Source organism: Candidatus Poriferisodalis sp. (assembly GCF_965204125.1).
Lineage (GTDB): Bacteria > Actinomycetota > Acidimicrobiia > Acidimicrobiales > Poriferisodalaceae > Poriferisodalis.
Map to the genome: position 1 here is coordinate 1,880,946 of NZ_OZ241968.1, position 16,823 is coordinate 1,897,768.

A 16,823-nucleotide genomic window follows, 5' to 3' on the forward strand; every position below is an offset into this window, starting at 1 on the left:
AGATCAAGGGCTGTGCCGCTGGCTCAGACCCGTGGCAGCATGTAGCCGACCGGCGCTCGCCGAGACAAGTTGTCGAGAACCGCTAGGAGGTCAGCGTGGAACTGCTGGACCCGACACACGAGCAGGATCCCGCAGGGTTCGCAGCCCCGAAGCGCCTCGCCACCCTGAAGGGCGCCACCATCGGCGTGATCTCCAACGGCAAGGAGAACACCAAGCCGTTCTTCGACCACGTCGAGCGCCTGCTGCGCGACAGTCATGGCGTTGCCAAGGTGATCCGGCGGATCAAGGCCAACTACAGCGCGCCCGCGCAGCACGCGTTGTTGGCCGAAGCGATGGGTTGGGATGCGGTGCTGGCCGGCGTCGGCGACTGAGGCAGCTGCTCGTCGTGCAGTCTGCACGACGCCGTCGCCGCCGAACGGGTGGGCGTGCCTGCGATCAGCGTGATGACCAGCGCGTTCATCGACGCCGCCGAGCTGATGGCCCGTGTCCAGGGCGTGCCCGAGCACCCGTTCACCGTGATCGAGCACCCCATCGCCAGCGCTGATGCAGCAGGGCTCGAAGCCCGAGCCGAAACGGCGGTAGAGCAGGCCGTCAGGGTGCTGGTGGCGCACTAGCTTCTGGCTGCGCCCGCGGAACGGCGGATCGCACCGACGAACGCTCGGACTACGCGCATTCTCAACTCAGGAGCACATCGCGATGGTGAATCCCATTCCCGACGACTACCCGCGCATCTCGGCCTCGATGAGCATCGACGGCGCGGCAGACGCCATCGCGTTCTACACCGAGATTCTCGGGATGACGGAGCGGATGCGCATCGACATGGGCGGCAGGATCGGCCATTCCGAGCTGGAACTCGGCGATTCGCTCATCATGGTGGCCGACGAGTTCCCCGAGATGGAGTTCCATTCGCCCAAGCACTACGGCGGGTCACCGGTGCAGATGAGCGTGTACGTGGAGGACGTCGACGCCACGTTTGCGGCGGCGCTCGCAGCGGGAGCCACCGAGGTGCGGCCCGTCGTGGACCAGTTCTACGGCGACCGCTCGGGCATGATCGAGGACCTGTGGGGCCACCGCTGGAACCTCACCACCCACATCGAAGACATCGATCCCGAGGAGATGGCGCGCCGCTCGGAAGCCGCCATGGCCGAGATGGCCGACGGCTGACAGAACCCCGCGAATACTGATTCTCGGCTGAGTCCGGCGCCGCGGATCACTGCACGGCGCCGCCTGTGCGCCACCCGACGACTGCCGCGGGCGCCGCGGAGACGGCGAACAGCGCCGCCGCTATGGCGAGCGCGAACGGCACCGAGACGATCTGCGCCACCGTTCCCAGCGCCAGACCGATCGACACCTCTCCCACTGCCTGGGATTGCCCGACGAACGAGACCACGGTGGCGCGAACTGACGAGTCGGCATGCCGATTCGCCATCGCTTCGGTGAGCGAGTACGCCGTCTCGCCCGCCACGTCGAGGACCGCCCAGCCGATGAGCGCCACCGTGAACCAGGGGCTCAGCGCCAACGCCAGAGCGCCTGCTGCGGCGACCGTCAGGAATCGCGCCAGCAGGAAGGCATCTCGCCGAGCGCTTCGCTGGTCAGCCTGGGAGCGCTCGAGGTGACGGCGCAGCCACGTCATCATCGGGATCGCCAGGGCGGACATCACGAACCACGTTGCGCCGAAGAAGAGCACGGCCTCCCGCCCGTCCAGCTCGGTGAGACCGAGTTCGAACAGCCGCAATACGGAGAGTCGATCATTGGCTTCCCACGCTCCGGCGGCAATGGCGGCCGAGAGGGTCACTGCCAGCAGCGACGGATTGCGGCGGACGAGCCGAGCGCCTCGCTTCCAGAGGGTGATCGCGTCCTTCCACGCGCTCGTGCGCGCCGGCCGGGGTGCGCTGCCGGCCCGGCGGCGGGGTGACTCGAAGCCGGCTTCGGGCATCGTGACGGCGAGGTATCCAGCCGCCGCGATGGCGAGCAGCCCCATCACGGCCATTGAGCCCCGAACCGACCACGCACCCATTGCGGTGGCGGCGACCAGGCCCACCATGACACCCACCGACCGGAAGACGGCATGGCGCACGATGAGCCCGTCCACCTGGCGGCTGGGATCGCTGCCGGCCGCGCCGCCGGCTTCAGCACCGGAGTCGTCGCCCGCGGTCGAAGGCTCGACCGGCATCACCGCGGCACTGCGATGCGAATGCGACGCGTGGTAGGCGATCTCGTCGGTCATCCACGCCGTGGCAGCGCCGCTCTGCAGCGTCCAGCCGACACCCCACAGCACCTGCCAGATGACGAGAACGCCGAACAGCTCTGTCACCGGGGTCAACGCCATCGCCAAGCCCATCACGACGTACGCGGCCACCACCGAGTACTTGCGGCTGTACAGGTCGGCGACCACGCCGGTCGGCGTCTCGGTGACCAGAATCGACAGCACCAGCGCAGTGCCCAGCACCGCAAGCCGGAACGGCGACAGCCGCAAGTCGACCACCCACCACACCATCGCCGGCAGGCCCCACGAGAAGGCCAAGCCCTGCACGCCCCCCGTCAGCAGAAAGAGCCGATCAGGCCGATGCCGCACAACGCCGCAGCCTATGGACGCCCGATGGGGCAAGATTCACCCGGCCCGCCAACAGTCTTGGCGACGGGCCGGCACAGCGAGCGTTCAGGAGACCTGCACAATGAACACGACCGAAACAGCGCAACATCGGATTGACGGGGCGACGACTGCGTCGACACCGGGGGGCTGTGCAGACGAAGCAGCGCAGTTCGAGGAGATGGGGCTCTCGGCGGCGTGGTCGTTCGAGGCGTCCCACGATCCGTTCCTGCCGTTGGCGCTGGCAGCAGAGCGCACCGAGAACATCGAGCTCGGCACGGCCATTGCCGTGGCATTCGCCCGCAACCCGATGACATGCGCCGTCACTGCGTGGGACCTGCAGCGCCACAGCGGTGGACGCTTCATCCTGGGGCTTGGAACGCAGATCAAGCCCCACATCACCAAGCGCTACAGCGAGCAGTGGTCACGTCCTGCTGAGCGGATGCGCGAGTACATCGAGGCGGTGCGCGCCATCTGGCACACCTTCGAGACCGGCGAGCGGCTCAACCACCGGGGCGAGTTCTACACCCACACCCTGATGACGCCGTTCTTCAACCCAGGTCCGATCGGCATGGCGCAGCCAGCGATCTACGTGGCCGGCGTCGGCCCGCGCATGGTCGAGGTGATCGGTGCGACGGCGGACGGATTCTTCGTGCATCCGTTCCACACCGCGCAGTTCATGACCGATGTCACCCTCCCGGCCATGGCGGCCGGTGCCGAATCGGCCGGACGCGACGTCGGCGAGGTCACCGTTGCCTGCCTGACCATCGTCGCCATGGGCGAGAACGACGAACAGATCGACAAGGCGCGCCGCTCAGCGGCAGGGCAGCTCGCGTTCTACGGGTCGACGCCTGCCTACGCGGGTGCGCTCGACCACCACGGCTACGGCGAACTGCAGCCACGCCTGAACACGCTGTCCAAGCAAGGCGACTGGCGCGAGATGAGCGACCTCATCGACGACGATCTGCTGGATCTCGTCGTGGTGTCGGGCACTCCGTCGGAGGTGGGTGCGCGAGTCGCCGAGCGCAACACCTTCGCCGACCGCACCACGATGATGTTCTATGGCCCGACACCCACCAACGACGCCATCGCCGAAGCCGTAGCAGCCGCCAACGGCGCATGAGCCAGCCGTCCGCTGTGCCTGAGGGGCTGAGGCGGCGAGCTGACGTGACGCTGGCGTGCTGGTGGGGCGAGGGCCACGACGACTACGAGGCGTATCACGACGCCGAGTGGGGTCTGCCGGTCACCGACGACGTGCGCCTGTACGAGAAGATGTGCCTCGAGGGCTTCCAATCGGGACTGTCATGGCTGACGATCCTGCGCAAGCGGGAGAACTTTCGAGCCGCATTCTGCGGGTTTGACTTCGAGGTCGTGGCGGGCTTCGGCGACGCCGATGTCGAGCGCCTCCTCGGCGACGCAGGCATCGTGCGCCATCGCGGCAAGATCGAAGCCACCATCAACAACGCCCGCGCCGCCCTCGGCACCATCGATGCACACGACAGCCTGGCGGCCTTCTTCTGGTCGTTCGAGCCGCAGCCAGAGGATCGGCCGGCAACCATCGACTACCGCACGCTCGCCTCGATGACCTCAACGCCTGAATCGACCGCCCTCAGCAAGGCACTGCGCAAGTTGGGCTGGCGCTTTGTCGGCCCCACCACCTGCTATGCGCTCATGCAGGCCTCAGGCATCGTCAACGACCACCTCGAAGGCTGCCACCGCCGGCCAATCATCGAGGCCGCCCGCGCAGGGCTGATCCGACCGTGAATCGCGTCAGCCGGCGATGAGTCAAGCGCCGATGACGATGACGCCGTCCTCGGTGGCGAGGTGGGTCATCGGCACGTCATGGGGTTCGGACAGAAGCTGGTCGAAGACGATGTCGCGGCATGCGACGCCGACGCGCGGGCAATCCTCGGGCAACCGAGCCAGCAACTCGTCGTAGTAGCCCACACCGTGGCCGAGCCGGGTGCCGTGACGGTCGAAGGCCACGCCAGGCACCAGCGCCAGCGAGATGTGGCGGGGCTGCAACTCGAACGCATCCGCGGTGGGCTGGGGGAAGCCGTAGCGGTGCTGCTCCATGGCACCGATCGCCGGATGCAGCGTGAGCGGGCCGTCCGGGGGAGTGCGCGTCACGGCGAAGCGCTGCCAGCCGACGGCGTCGGCGAGCCCGTCGAGCGACAGCTCATTCGCCATTGCCCGGTAGAAGAGGATCAGGTTGGCCCCCGAGGGCACCGGCGCGCCGGCAACGGCAGTCGAGCCTTCGTCGAACGCCCCGATGAACTCCCGCAGGCCCGCTACGACGGCGACTGTCGACGCTGCTGAAACCGGTTGGCGCTGTTCTCGGATCCACCGGCGCCAAGCGTCCTTCGAAGACCCCGGTCCAGGCTCGCCGCTCATCTCAACGACGCTAGGTGTCTCGCACCCGCAGCCATACAATTCGCGTCGTGGGGATTGGGGAGGTGACCCTCCCGCCGCTGTACGACCGGCCGCCTCGTCCCTTCGCGATGGCGCGCTGGACGATCACCAAGTTCCTCTGGTGGCAGGGCGGCCTGTGGATCGCCGTCGGCATCGCGGCGTGGAACTGGCTCACGCCGTCGATCGAGAGCTTCGCGACCCCAGCGGCGTGGGCCGCCGCAGCGGTGTACCTGCGCAACGTGGCGCTCATGATTGCCGTGGCCGGCGGCCTGCATTGGTGGCTGTTCATCCGGCGCAGTCAGGGAACCCAGCACAAGTACGACGAGCGCTGGCAGTCGGCTGGGCGCAGGCCGTTCCTGTTCAGAAACCAGACCCGCGACAACGTCTTCTGGTCGCTCGCCAGCGCCTGCTCCATCGCAGCGCTGTACGAGACGCTGATGCTCTGGCTGTATGCCAACGACCACATCTGGACCGTTCCGGCAACGGGCAGCCTCGCCAGCTTCGGCTACACAGCGGCGCTGACGCTGCTGATTTTCCCGCTGGGCTCGGTGCACTTCTATGCCAACCACCGGCTGCTCCACACCAAGCACCTGTACCGCTGGGCGCACTCGCTGCACCATCGCAACGTCAACATCGGCCCGTGGTCGGGCGTGTCGATGCATCCGCTCGAGCACGTGCTGTACCTCTCGGTGCCGCTGGTCTTCCTGGTGATCCCGGCGAACCCGTACTTGATCACCCTGACGACCACGTATTTCCTGCTGTCACCGGCTGCGTCGCATTCGGGTTTCGACCGCTTCGTGGTAGCTGGCGGTCGCACCGTGGCCGGCGGGGACCGGTTCCACACGCTCCACCACCGCTATTTCGACTGCAACTACGGAACGGCGATCGTGCCGCTCGACAAGTGGTTCGGCACCTTTCACGACGGCAGCCAGGAAGCCACCGACCGCATAGTCGAACGGCGCCGCCGTCTGGCAGCCCGCTAGGAGCTCCCGTCGGGCGAACAGGATCCGCGAGCCCGCTGGGCGGCAGACTCAGGCAATGGTCTCGGGTTCGGTGGTGACGAGCAGTTCGGCCACCGACGCGGTGTTCGGCAGCCGCAGGATCGTGGCCAGGGCCTGGGCCAGATCGTCGGCTTGGATCATGATCGACGGGTCCACGCCGAAACCCGAGGTCATGTCGGTCTGCACATAGCCCGGACACACGGCCGTGCACCGGATCCCGTCAGGAAAGGTGAGGTGGCGGACCGAGTGATGCAGCGCCATCGCGGCGTGCTTGCTCATCGCATAACCGGGTGCGAAGGTGCCGCGCACTCGCTTGCCCGACATCGAGATCACGTTCACGATGCGGCCCTCGCCGCTGTGGCGCAGGTGGTCGAGCGTGGCGCGGAGCATGCGGAACGGCCCCTTCGCGTTGACCTCCCACATCTCGTCGAGCGTGTCCTCGGTCAGCTCTTCGAACACATCGGGATAGGCGACGCCGGCGTTGTTCACGAGGCAGTCGATCCGACCGTGCGCCACAATCGTCTCGGCGGTCCAGCGCTCGGCAGCCTCGGGATCGGTGGCGTCGTGGCGGTGCAAGCTCACCGCGGGGCCGCCGCCGTCGGTCCGGTACTCAGCCGCTGAGGCTTCGAGCGCGGCCATATCGCGTGCGCCCAGCGACAGCGCCCAGCCATCGGCATGCAGAGCCGCGGCGATGGCCTCGCCGATGCCGCGATTGGCACCGCTGATCATCGCCACGCAGCCGGTGATGTCTCGCATCTCGTACTCCTCCTGCCGGGCAGTCGGGTCATCCCGACGCGCTTCGGTGACCCGCAGTAGCGTTCGCAATCGGCCTCGCCCGCAGCCGGCAGGCCGATCCGGAGGCTAGGTCGATGGTGCAGAGTTTGTCGGAGGGCAGCGGGGGAGCTGCATACCTCCCGGGTTCGCCCGAACGCGACGAACTGGCACGCCGCACCATCGGGGTCCTGCAGCTCGGGGTGATCCCCGGCGGGTTGGCCATGACGGCGTCGTTCGCAGCTTCGACACTGCTGGCCGACCAGATGACGGGCAGCGAGACCAAGGCCTCGCTTGCCGCCGTCTGCCTCAGCATCGGCGGCACCCTCGCCGGCATCCCGCTGGCTGCGCTGATGGCCCGCCACGGCCGCCGGACTGGCCTGTCGGCCGGCTACCTGATCGGTGCAGCAGGCGCCACGCTCGCCTTGCTGTCCGCGTTGGCCGGCAGGTACTCGATGCTCGTTGGGGGCATGGTGATGATCGGCACCGGTCAAGCGGCGAACCTGGCGTCTCGCTACGCCGGCGCCGATCTGGCCACCGACGAGAACCGGGCCCGCTCGATCAGCTTGGTGCTGTGGGCAAGCACGGTCGGCTCGGTCTTGGGACCCATGGCGGGGCTCGGTCTCAAACACTTCTTCGCCGATACCGAGGGGCTCAGCGGATTTGCATTGCCGTACGCGTTGGCGCTCGGACTCTTCCTCCTCGCTGCGGTCAACATCTCGCTCCGGCTCCGGCCCGATCCGCTGCATGTGGTGGCTGCCGAAGCGGGCTCGACAGGCATCAAGCTGCCGAGCTTGGCCGAGGCCGGCCGCATCCTGGCCCATCCCGTGGCGTCCATCGCGCTCATCGGGATGATGCTGTCGCAGGCCGTGATGGTGGGCGTCATGACGGTGTCGCCCATTCACATGTCCCAGGGCGACCAGAACTTGCTGATCATCAGCATCATGCTCTCGCTGCACATCGCCGGGATGTTTGCGTTCTCGCCGTATGTGGGCTGGCTGGTGGACCGAGTCGGCGGCCAGATCGTCATCGTCGCAGGCGCGCTCGTGCTCGCGGTCGGCTCCGCGATAGCCGCGAACACCGACGCCGAGCACGCCACCGGTCTGCTGTTCGGGCTGTTTCTCATCGGCATCGGCTGGAGCTGCTGCGTCGTGGCCGCAAGCTCGCTGCTGACGTCGTCGTTCCCGGTGGAGCGCCGCGTCAGCGTGCAGGCCACCGCGGACGTGTTGATGACCGCACTCGGCGCCGCCGCCGGCGTGAGCTCAGGCCTGGCAGTGGAGCATCGCTCCTATGCCGATCTGGCGAACTGGGGAGCGTGGGTGGCCGTAGCGCTCGGCATCGCGGCGGTCGTGATGCTGGTACGGAACTTCCGGGTGACTCGGCGCTTCACAGCTTGATCCGCGGCTCAGCGCCGCTGCTAGAGCAGAGGATTCTGGCGCCTCCCCAGCGCGCGCAGGTACTGACGCGAGCTCGTGGTCTCAGAACAGGCCGTTGAGGCAGGCAGTCAGCTTGGCGTCGGCTGCCGGCGCTTGCGCAGTGAGACGCGACAGGAACGACACCGAGACGAAGTCGCCCATGACGGCGCCGGTGTCGACGTCGGCGGGCATGTCGACAGCGTCGCCCCACTCCATGGCGACCCGGAACGCGTCAGCGTTGTCGGGATGCGGCTCAAGGGTCACCGAGGTGATCGAACGCGGCGGCAGGGTGCCGACCTCGGTGAACCGCCAGCCCTTCATGTCGGCGACTTCACGATTCGGCACATTGAGGTTGACTGCCCATGCCGAGTCGTGTTCGTCCGCGAGCAGACCGCTGAGCACGACGCTGGCAACCTCGGCCGCCGCATGCCACTTCTGGTCGGCGATGGCATCTTCCCAGCCTTGGCCCTCAACCCCGAATCCCTCGACGGTCTGGCTGACCGCCAAGCCCGGGATATTGCCATTGCGGCCTGTCAGCACCGCGCCGACGGTGCCGGAGTGGTACACGGATCGGCCGACGTTCGCGCCCGGGTTGATCCCCGACACCACCAAGTCCACCGGGCCGAAGGCGCCCAGCCGGGCGAACATCACGCACAGCGCTGGCGCTCCCGAGACGGCCCAGGCATCGGTGACGCCTTCGAAACGCACCTTGTGCACTTGGGGATCCATGAGATGCAGCGGACCGATCGCGGCGCCTGCGCCTGAGTATTCGGAATCTGGCGCCACCACAACCACATCGCCATGAGCGGTCATGGCGCTCGCAAGTACGTGCAGTCCTTCGGACTCGATTCCGTCATCGTTGGTCACCAGGATCCGCACCGTGTCGAAGGTACCGCCCGCAGGTGAAGCGTGGATGTATGGCTCCCGAACGGGGAGTGTCGGTGCCGTGGCAAGCTGTCTCGCTGTGAAGGAGTGGGCTGAAACGGGCAGCGAGCGCCAGTTGCGCGTCCTGCACACGTCCGATGTGCACATCGGGCATGTACGCGGGCCGCACGGCAGTCACCGAGACGTATGCCAATGCCCGATCCATGCCCTCGCCGCAACCGCAGTCGCCCATGCAGCCGACATCCTGCTGATCGCGGGAGACCTGTTCGACCATGCCCGGCTGAAGCGCTCCGATGTCGCGCACACGATGGAGCTGCTCGGCAGCGTCGATGCGTCAGTCGTCATCATCCCCGGCAACCACGATGTCCATGACGAGCAGTCGCTGTGGGGCACCCATGCCGACCACGAGCACCGGCTCGAGGTCACCGGCGCCGGCGTGATCTTCCTGGACGATCCCGAGGGTGCGACCCTGCACTTCGGCGAGCACGACCTGACGCTGTGGGGTCGGGCGATGGACCTGCACCACTCCGAGTACCGACCCCTCGCAGGCGTACCGGCACGCCCTGACGACGGTTGGTTCATCGCCGCCGGGCACGGTCATTTCCAGCGCACGGCCGACGATGCGCACCGGTCATCGCCGATCGCCGCCGAAGAGATCGAAGCCACCGGCGCCGACTACGTGGCGCTCGGCCACTGGCATGTGACCACCGATGTCTCGGTCGGCGACGTCGTCGCTTGGTACCCGGGGGCGCCCATGGGCGTCCCGTCGAATGGCACTGCCTCCCTCGTCACGTTCTCGCAGGGTGCCGATGGCGCCGACCGCTCCGTCGCGGTGTCGCATGTGCCCGTGGCCGCGCCTGCCGACGGCTGCGCCTAGCGGCGGCTGCTCAGAGTTCCGCGGCGGCGCGTTCGATGCGGCGCTGCAGCGCCTCGCATGCGGACATGTGGCGCATCGCATCGGACTTGGCAGCGCCGTAGTCCTCGGCGACCTGGCGCGCACGATCGGGGTCGTCGTAGGTCTCGGGCTCACCGAGCAGTGCCTGCAGCTCTGCGACGCGGTGCTCGGCCGCTTCCCACAACCGCTCGGCCGCAGCGAGTTCCCGGCGCAGGTCGGCTGTTGCGTCATGCGCGGCTTGACGCTTGCTGGCCCCTGCGCGGCGCCGCTCGGCTGCTGCCGCTCGCGATGTCGGCGCATCGGTGTCAGTGCCCCGACCGCTCACGGTGCCGGTGGTTCCCGCGGTGCTGCCGCCAGCGGTCCGTCTCGTGCTCAGCCCTGGCGGTCGCAGCAGATCCTCGTCGACGCCCGGGTGCAGGGTGGCGGTGCCGTCACGCACCACGATCAGCGAGTCGGCCACGCTTCGGATGAGGTGGCGGTCGTGGGTCACCAGCAGCACCGTGCCCGGGTACACCGACAGCGCATCCTCCAGCAGATCGCAGCTCGGCAGATCGAGGTGGTTGGTGGGCTCGTCGAGCACCAGCAGGTTCACCGGGTTCGCCATCGTGATGCCGAGCGCCAGCCGGGTGCGCTCGCCGCCGGAGAGATCCGCCACCTTGCGGTCCGCAGCGTCGCCCGGAAAGCCGAAGCCGCCGAGCATCGTGCGCACATTCCGCCCGGGCTGATCGCCCACCGAGGCAGTGAACTCCTCCACCACCGAGCGTCGAGGATCCATGACCTCGGCGAGGTGCTGAGCGAACGTGGCCATGTCCACATTGCGGCCGCGGTGCAGCTCGCCGTCGAGAATGCCCAATTCGCCCTGCAACACCCGCAGCAGCGTCGTCTTGCCAGCGCCATTCGGACCGACCACGCCCACCTTGGTGCCGCGTTCGATGACGAGGTCTACGCCTTCGAGCACCGGAGCGTCGCCGTCGGCGTATCCCACCGAAGCGTCGATCATCTCCACAACGACCCGCGATGAGCGCCGTGGGGTGCCGAAGCCAAAACGGGCCGCCAGCTCCTTGCGACTCGGGACCTCGACCGGCTCGAGCTTCGCCAACGCCTTGATCCGGCTCTGCACTTGGCGGGCCTTGGTGGCCTTGTAGCGGAATCGCTCGATGAATCGCTCCGTGTGAGCCCGCCTGCGAGCTTGTTGTGCCGCAGCTGCCTCGGCAGCCGCAATCCGCTCTTCGCGGGCCACAACGAACTCGGCGAAGCCGCCGACGTGCTCGTGCGTGGTCGTGCCGTCCATCTCGATCACGCGGTTGGCAACGGCGTCGATGAAGTCACGGTCGTGGCTGACGAACAGCAGCCCGCCCTCCCAGGCAGCGAGCTGGTCTTCCAACCAGGCCACAGAGTCGACATCGAGGTGGTTCGTGGGCTCGTCAGCCAGCAGCACGTCGGGCTTCGCCAGCAGCAGCTGGGCGAGCGCGACCCGCATCCGCCAGCCGCCCGACAGCTGCGCCACCGGGCGTTGCGCATCATCGGCTGCAAAGCCCAGGCCAGCGAGCACCCGGTGAGCTTCCGCTTCGAAGCCGTAGCCGCCGATCTGGCGAAAGTGAGCCTCCAGCTCGCCGTAGCGGGCGAGCACGTCGTGATGGTCGGCAGCGTCGACATCGGCCAGCCTCGCCTCCAGCGATCGAAGCTCGGCTGTCATAGCGGTGATGTCACCCGCCCCGGCCAGCGTCGCTTCGAGCACCGTGCCGTCGGCGATCTCGGCGAGCTCCTGGGGCAGGTAGCCGATCGTCAGCCCGCTCTGGCGGTGGACCTCGCCTTCGTCGGGTTCGTTGATGCCAGCCAGGATCTCCAGCAAGGTCGTCTTTCCGATCCCGTTGCCGCCGACCAGCGCCACCCGCCGGCCAGGCGCCAGCTGCACGCTGACGTCAGCGAACAGCCGCCGCGGCGGGTACGACTTGGCGAGCGAGGAACCCCACAGCACGCAGCGAGTCTGCCGCAGGGTCGCCCGATCGAGCGGCTGAATCTCGTGTCAGGCGCTAGGCGAAGTGAGGTGCCACGTTGGCCATGAAGGCACGCAGCGCGTCGAGGCGGCCCTCGATGCCGCCGCGTGCCACCGGGTCGAGCACGAAATGCGTCACCCCGGCCTCCGCAACGCGACCGACGCTGTCGATCATCTGCTCGGTGCTGCCGGCGATCGACACCTCAGGCTTCATGGCCGATGCCGGATCGAGGTAGTAGCGCAGCGACAGCGTGATCTCGCCGCGGTCGCGGCCCGCGGCGTCGCACGCCTCGCCCACCTGGCTCCAACCCGAAGCAACCTCGTCGACCGTCTCGAATGCTGCATGGAAGCCGTGCCCATACTGCGCCACCCGCCGGTATGCGGCAGTCGTATTGCCGCCGACCCACACCGGCACCGGGTCTTGCACCGGCTTGGGCTCGAAGCCGACGGCGGGGAACGAATAGAACTCGCCGTCGAAACTCGGGTCGTTCTCGGTGAACAGCGTGCGGAACACTTCGAGCTGCTCGTCAGAGCGCTTGCCACGGCGATCCCACGGCATACCCAGTACTTCGGCCTCCTCGCGCATCCAGCCCACGCCCACGCCCAGGATCAGCCGGCCGTCCGAGAGCACGTCGATGGTTGCGAGACGCTTCGCCGTTTCCACCGGCGGCCGGTACGGCAGGATCAGCACGCTGAAGCCCAGGCGCAGGTTCTCGGTGACGGCGGCGACGAAGAGCAGTGTGCCGATGGGGTCGAGCCATCCCGTCTTCGGCGGCGCCGGGAACGAGCCGTCGTCGGAGTACGGGTACTTCGACACCAGCTCGGCGGGCCAGCAGACATGGTCGGACGCCCAGCCCGAAGCGAATCCGAGCTGGTCGACTTCCGATGCGAACGTGATGAGCCCATCGCGAGATCCGATGCGGCCCAAGTGCGGCAGAGTGACTCCCCATTCCATGGGCCGACACGCTATGCCTCCCGCGCCCGCTGCGCAGGCGGCAGGACCCTCAGCGACCAGCGACCAGCGATCCAGCAGGTCGCAACGTCGCAGAGTTTCCTGCCGCCTCCACAGCTACCGCATCTGTGCCTGTGGCTCTAGGCGATTGTCACGCGATCGTCGTACCCGAGCTGAGAACGGCCCGGCGCGGCGCGATTACTCTCGCGCGCACCGCCGCAGCGGTCATGGGGAGACAGTCGGGGGCTTCGGCTGCTGATTGTCGGCTTGCGACGCCGCGGTGGCTGCTGTTCCACCCAGGAGGGGACCCATGCAACTATCCAAGAACCGCCTTTTGCGCTTGCTAGCGCTGCTCTTCGCATTTTCGCTCGTCGCGGCCGCCTGCGGTGGTGACGATGGCGACGACGACGCCGGCGAGACCCAGACCACCGAGGCCATGGCCGAGGAGGAAGCGGACGACCACGACGAGGACGACGGCCACGACCACGAAGAGGATGAGATGGCCGCCGACGAGCCCGAGGAAGAGGCCGGCGGTCTCAGCCAGGAAGTCATCGAGCAGGCGGCCGAAGAAGAGGAGATGGCCGACGACGAGATGATGGACGAAGAGGAGATGATGGAGTTTGACCGCTCCACCATGGAGGGCATCTTCGAAGAGGCCGAATTCCGGCGGGCCAAGGTTGTCGAGCGCATCACCGCTCAGATCGAGGCTGGCGAGTGGGGCGTTGGCGACGACAACGTCCTCCGCGGCCCCGAAGGCTTCACCATCGACCTCAACGAGTGTCCCGATGACTGGTCCAACACTGAGGGCATCACCGACACCGAGATCCGTCTCGGCCAGACCGGCCCGCAGTCGGGCACCCTGGCGCTGTACGGCAACGCCCGTCTGGGCTGGCAGACCTACCTCCTGCATGTGAATGCCGAAGGTGGCATCGCAGGCCGCGATGTGGTCATGAAGTCCTACGACGACGCGTACGTGGCTGCACAGACCATCGAGTTCGTCGACGAGCTGATCGAGAACGACAACGTCTTCGCGATCCACACGCTGGGCTCGCCGAACACGCTGGCCGTGTACGACACGCTCAATGCCGAGTGCATCCCGCAGCCGTTCGTGTGGACGGGCCACCCGGCCTGGGGCGATCCCGAGATTCACCCATGGACGACGGGCAGCATCCTGTCCTACTCCACTGAGGCAGTGCTGTGGGGCAACTGGATCAAGGACAACCTCGCCGATGAGCTGCCGGTTGTGGTGGCTGGCCTGGTGATGGACAACGACTTCGGCTTGGCCTACGAGCTGGGCTTCGAGGAGTACGCCCACAACAACCCCGACGTGGTGTCGGAGTTCGTGCCGGTACGCCATGACCCTGCATCGCCGACGATCACCAACGAGATCACGACTATCGCCGCGAGCGATCCGGACGTCTATATCTCGATGACCGCGGGCAATGCATGCCTGCTGGCCATCCAGGAGGTCGCAGCCTCAGGTCTGAAGGATGACATCTCGGCAGCGTTCACGCCGTCAGTGTGCAAGGCACCCGCAAGCTGGGTCTCCCCGGCCGGCGACGACGGCGACGGCTGGTACATCGTGGGCGGCGGCGTCAAGGACACCACCGACCCGGCGCTGATCGGCAGCGATGCGTTCATCGACTTCATCATCGAGAGCCTCGAGGCCAATGACCTCGATCCGACCATCTCGATGTTCGGCAACGGCTACATGCTGGGCTACCCGTACGTGGAGGCGCTGCGCATCGCCGCAGAGCTGCCTGCGAGTGCGAACAACCCTGCAGGCCTGAACCGGGCCAACTTCATCCTGGCGGTGCGGGCGATCGACATCCACCACCCGATCTTCCTGGACGGCATCACGTTCGCCATGAACGGCAACGCGGATGCCTTCCCGATCGAGGGCACGGATATCAGCCAGTACGACTCGTCCACGCATTCCTGGATTGTCTCGAACGTCATTGACGTGAACGGCGCTTCGGGCAACTGCGTCTGGGACAAGGACAACGGCGGCTGCCGCTAGTCCTTTCTGACTGAGCGACATTGAGCGGCCGTCGCCGCCGGGGACGATCCCGGCAGCGGCGGCCGCTCGTCGCGTCTGTGCTGCGTGTGGCGAGCGATTAGCTTCGGCGGAACTGTTGGGCGCCAGGGGACCGTTCGGCCGCTGGTGCGGGGATACATCAAGAGGGAGTACCCATGACCGGATCACACCGACGGCTGTGGCGCCTGCTAGCGCTGCTGTTCGCGTTCTCGCTGGTAGCTGCTGCGTGCGGCGGCGGTGACGACGACGATGCCGGCGACGGCACCACCGACGCAGGCACACAAACCGCCGATGAGGACATGGCCGATGACGAGGCCATGGCTGATGAGGAGGAGATGGCCGACGAGGCTGAGCCGGAGGACGAAAGCTCCATCGGCGGCGGCATCACCCAGGAGGCGCTGGAAGACGACGCCGCCGAAGACGAGGGTGACATGGCCGATGAGGACATGGCCGACGACGGGATGATGAGCGTCAACATCGACGACTTCGATCTGTCCACCATCGACGGCATCTGGGAGCTGGCAGCGGCGCAGCGTGCAGCCATCGTCAGCAATCTGACTGCCGGTATCGAAGCCGGCGACTACGGCGTCGGAAGCGATGGCATCCTGCGCGGACCGTCAGGCTTCGAGATCGACATGAACGAGTGCCCGTCGGACTGGTCGGACACCACCGGCATCACCGACACGGAAATCCGGATCGGCCAGACGACCGTGAAGTCGGGCAACCTGGCCGCCTACGGCGACATCACCGTCGGCTGGGAGAACTACTACGAGTACGTCAACGCAACCGGCGGCGTCGCCGGCAAGGAGATGGTGCTGATCTCCCGTGACGATGGCTATGTGGCCGCACAGACCATCGAGTTCGTTGACGAGCTGATCGAGTCGGAGAACGTCTTTGCCCTGCACACGCTGGGCTCGCCGAACACGCTGGCCGTGTACGACCAGATCAACGACGAGTGCATCCCGCAGGTGATGGTCGCGACGGGCCACCCGGCCTGGGGCGACCCGGTGAACCACCCGTGGACGACCGGCCTGCAGATGTCGTACTCGACCGAGGCGATCCTGTGGGGCAACTGGATCAAGGAGAACCTGGCCGACGAGCTGCCTGTGAAAGTGGCGGGCCTGGTAATGGACAACGACTTCGGCTTGGCCTATGAGCTGGGCTTCGAGGCCTACGCCCATGCCAATCCTGATGTCGTCAGCGAGTTCATCCCGGTGCGCCATGATCCGGCCGCTCCCACGCTGACCAACGAGGTCACCACCATCGCTGCGGCGAGTCCGAACGTGTTCATCTCGATGACCGCAGGCAACCCGTGCCTGCTGGCCATCCAAGAGGTCGATGCGTCGGGCCTGCTCGACGACCTGTCGGTGGCGTTCACGCCGTCGGTCTGCAAGGCCGTGGCTGCCTACATGGCGCCGGCGGGCGACTCCAGTGACGACTGGTGGATCGTGGGCGGCGGCGTCAAGGACACCACCGACCCGAAGCACGTGGACGAGCCGTTCATCTCGTTCCTGCGCAACGAACTGGCCGATCGCGGTCTCGATCCCGAGATCTCGCTGCTGGGCACGGGCTACTACTTCGCGTACCCGCACACGGAGGCGATCCGGGTGGCCGCTGAGCTGCCGGGTGGGCTGACCAGGACGAACTTCATCCTGGCTGCGCGGTCGCTCGACATCTACCACCCGCTGCTGCTGGACGGCATCAGCTTCGCTGCCGACGGCGCGGTGGACGGCTACTACGTCGAGGGTTCCGACTTCAGCCAGTACGACGCCACAGAGCAGACGTGGAACATCGTCGGCGACATCGTGGATGTGAACGGCGGCTCGCCGAACTGCGCTTGGGACAAGGACAACGGCGGCTGCCGCTGA

Annotated in this window: 15 protein-coding genes; 9 read left to right on the forward strand and 6 right to left on the reverse strand. The window is 67.2% G+C overall.

What is annotated here, in order from left to right:
• The first annotated feature begins 95 nt into the window (after positions 1 to 95).
• Both ACOGXD_RS08910 and ACOGXD_RS08915 read left to right on the forward strand, forming a co-directional pair.
• The gene (locus tag ACOGXD_RS08910; RefSeq protein ID WP_419914290.1) at positions 96 to 614 is read left to right on the forward strand and encodes a UGSC family (seleno)protein; all 519 of its coding nucleotides are present in this window, start codon (positions 96 to 98) and stop codon (positions 612 to 614) included.
• Positions 615 to 696: 82 nt separating this feature from the next.
• Complete coding sequence (locus ACOGXD_RS08915; protein WP_419914292.1) at positions 697 to 1,164, forward strand: VOC family protein; 468 nt, start codon at positions 697 to 699, stop codon at positions 1,162 to 1,164.
• A gap of 46 nt (positions 1,165 to 1,210) precedes the next feature.
• Here the strand turns inward: ACOGXD_RS08915 and ACOGXD_RS08920 are convergent, their stop codons facing one another.
• The gene (locus ACOGXD_RS08920) at positions 1,211 to 2,575 is read right to left on the reverse strand and encodes a hypothetical protein (RefSeq protein ID WP_419914294.1); all 1,365 of its coding nucleotides are present in this window, start codon (positions 2,573 to 2,575) and stop codon (positions 1,211 to 1,213) included.
• 100 nt (positions 2,576 to 2,675) lie between these two features.
• Between ACOGXD_RS08920 and ACOGXD_RS08925 the strand changes: the two genes are divergently transcribed.
• On the forward strand, positions 2,676 to 3,713 hold the full coding sequence (locus ACOGXD_RS08925; protein WP_419914296.1) for a TIGR03617 family F420-dependent LLM class oxidoreductase: 1,038 nt from the start codon (positions 2,676 to 2,678) through the stop codon (positions 3,711 to 3,713).
• A complete protein-coding gene (locus ACOGXD_RS08930; protein ID WP_419914298.1) occupies positions 3,710 to 4,354 on the forward strand; it encodes a DNA-3-methyladenine glycosylase I in 645 nt (214 codons plus the stop codon). Before ACOGXD_RS08925 ends, ACOGXD_RS08930 begins: the two co-directional genes overlap by 4 nt.
• Positions 4,355 to 4,375: 21 nt before the next feature.
• On the opposite strand, the gene ACOGXD_RS08935 is transcribed toward ACOGXD_RS08930, so the two are convergent.
• Positions 4,376 to 4,984, reverse strand: coding sequence for a 5-formyltetrahydrofolate cyclo-ligase (locus ACOGXD_RS08935; protein ID WP_419914300.1), 609 nt, complete (start codon positions 4,982 to 4,984; stop codon positions 4,376 to 4,378).
• Positions 4,985 to 5,031: 47 nt separating this feature from the next.
• Between ACOGXD_RS08935 and ACOGXD_RS08940 the strand changes: the two genes are divergently transcribed.
• The gene (locus ACOGXD_RS08940) at positions 5,032 to 5,985 is read left to right on the forward strand and encodes a sterol desaturase family protein (RefSeq protein WP_419914302.1); all 954 of its coding nucleotides are present in this window, start codon (positions 5,032 to 5,034) and stop codon (positions 5,983 to 5,985) included.
• Positions 5,986 to 6,033: 48 nt separating this feature from the next.
• On the opposite strand, the gene ACOGXD_RS08945 is transcribed toward ACOGXD_RS08940, so the two are convergent.
• Positions 6,034 to 6,759, reverse strand: coding sequence for an SDR family NAD(P)-dependent oxidoreductase (locus ACOGXD_RS08945; RefSeq protein ID WP_419914304.1), 726 nt, complete (start codon positions 6,757 to 6,759; stop codon positions 6,034 to 6,036).
• Positions 6,760 to 6,872: 113 nt separating this feature from the next.
• On the opposite strand from ACOGXD_RS08945, the gene ACOGXD_RS08950 reads away from it, so the two are divergent.
• A complete protein-coding gene (locus tag ACOGXD_RS08950) occupies positions 6,873 to 8,171 on the forward strand; it encodes an MFS transporter (protein ID WP_419914306.1) in 1,299 nt (432 codons plus the stop codon).
• Between the two features lie 81 nt (positions 8,172 to 8,252).
• On the opposite strand, the gene surE is transcribed toward ACOGXD_RS08950, so the two are convergent.
• Entirely contained in the window at positions 8,253 to 9,068 is an 816-nt protein-coding gene (gene surE, locus ACOGXD_RS08955) for a 5'/3'-nucleotidase SurE (RefSeq protein ID WP_419914308.1), read from the reverse strand.
• Positions 9,069 to 9,153: 85 nt separating this feature from the next.
• Here surE and ACOGXD_RS08960 point away from each other — a divergent pair, with 85 nt between their 5' ends.
• The gene (locus ACOGXD_RS08960; protein ID WP_419914310.1) at positions 9,154 to 9,951 is read left to right on the forward strand and encodes a metallophosphoesterase family protein; all 798 of its coding nucleotides are present in this window, start codon (positions 9,154 to 9,156) and stop codon (positions 9,949 to 9,951) included.
• A 10-nt stretch (positions 9,952 to 9,961) separates the two neighbouring features.
• Here the strand turns inward: ACOGXD_RS08960 and ACOGXD_RS08965 are convergent, their stop codons facing one another.
• Complete coding sequence (locus ACOGXD_RS08965) at positions 9,962 to 11,947, reverse strand: ABC-F family ATP-binding cassette domain-containing protein (protein WP_419914312.1); 1,986 nt, start codon at positions 11,945 to 11,947, stop codon at positions 9,962 to 9,964.
• A 55-nt stretch (positions 11,948 to 12,002) separates the two neighbouring features.
• Positions 12,003 to 12,920: an LLM class F420-dependent oxidoreductase gene (locus ACOGXD_RS08970; RefSeq protein WP_419914314.1), complete on the reverse strand. Its 918-nt coding sequence runs from the start codon at positions 12,918 to 12,920 to the stop codon at positions 12,003 to 12,005.
• Between the two features lie 307 nt (positions 12,921 to 13,227).
• Here ACOGXD_RS08970 and ACOGXD_RS08975 point away from each other — a divergent pair, with 307 nt between their 5' ends.
• Both ACOGXD_RS08975 and ACOGXD_RS08980 read left to right on the forward strand, forming a co-directional pair.
• Positions 13,228 to 14,937 (forward strand): ABC transporter substrate-binding protein, encoded by a 1,710-nt coding sequence (locus ACOGXD_RS08975; RefSeq protein ID WP_419914316.1) that lies wholly within the window; start codon positions 13,228 to 13,230, stop codon positions 14,935 to 14,937.
• A 173-nt stretch (positions 14,938 to 15,110) separates the two neighbouring features.
• A complete protein-coding gene (locus ACOGXD_RS08980) occupies positions 15,111 to 16,823 on the forward strand; it encodes an ABC transporter substrate-binding protein (RefSeq protein ID WP_419914318.1) in 1,713 nt (570 codons plus the stop codon).

Excerpts from the sequence above, each read along its gene's own strand:
- ACOGXD_RS08980 (WP_419914318.1), top strand. The coding sequence starts at position 15,111 with ATGACCGGATCACACCGACGGCTGTGGCGCCTGCTAGCGCTGCTGTTC.
- ACOGXD_RS08945 (WP_419914304.1), bottom strand. The coding sequence starts at position 6,759 with ATGCGAGACATCACCGGCTGCGTGGCGATGATCAGCGGTGCCAATCGC.
- ACOGXD_RS08915 (WP_419914292.1), top strand. The coding sequence starts at position 697 with ATGGTGAATCCCATTCCCGACGACTACCCGCGCATCTCGGCCTCGATG.
- ACOGXD_RS08925 (WP_419914296.1), top strand. The coding sequence starts at position 2,676 with ATGAACACGACCGAAACAGCGCAACATCGGATTGACGGGGCGACGACT.
- ACOGXD_RS08950 (WP_419914306.1), top strand. The coding sequence starts at position 6,873 with ATGGTGCAGAGTTTGTCGGAGGGCAGCGGGGGAGCTGCATACCTCCCG.
- ACOGXD_RS08930 (WP_419914298.1), top strand. The coding sequence starts at position 3,710 with ATGAGCCAGCCGTCCGCTGTGCCTGAGGGGCTGAGGCGGCGAGCTGAC.
- ACOGXD_RS08975 (WP_419914316.1), top strand. The coding sequence starts at position 13,228 with ATGCAACTATCCAAGAACCGCCTTTTGCGCTTGCTAGCGCTGCTCTTC.
- ACOGXD_RS08935 (WP_419914300.1), bottom strand. The coding sequence starts at position 4,984 with ATGAGCGGCGAGCCTGGACCGGGGTCTTCGAAGGACGCTTGGCGCCGG.
- ACOGXD_RS08970 (WP_419914314.1), bottom strand. The coding sequence starts at position 12,920 with ATGGAATGGGGAGTCACTCTGCCGCACTTGGGCCGCATCGGATCTCGC.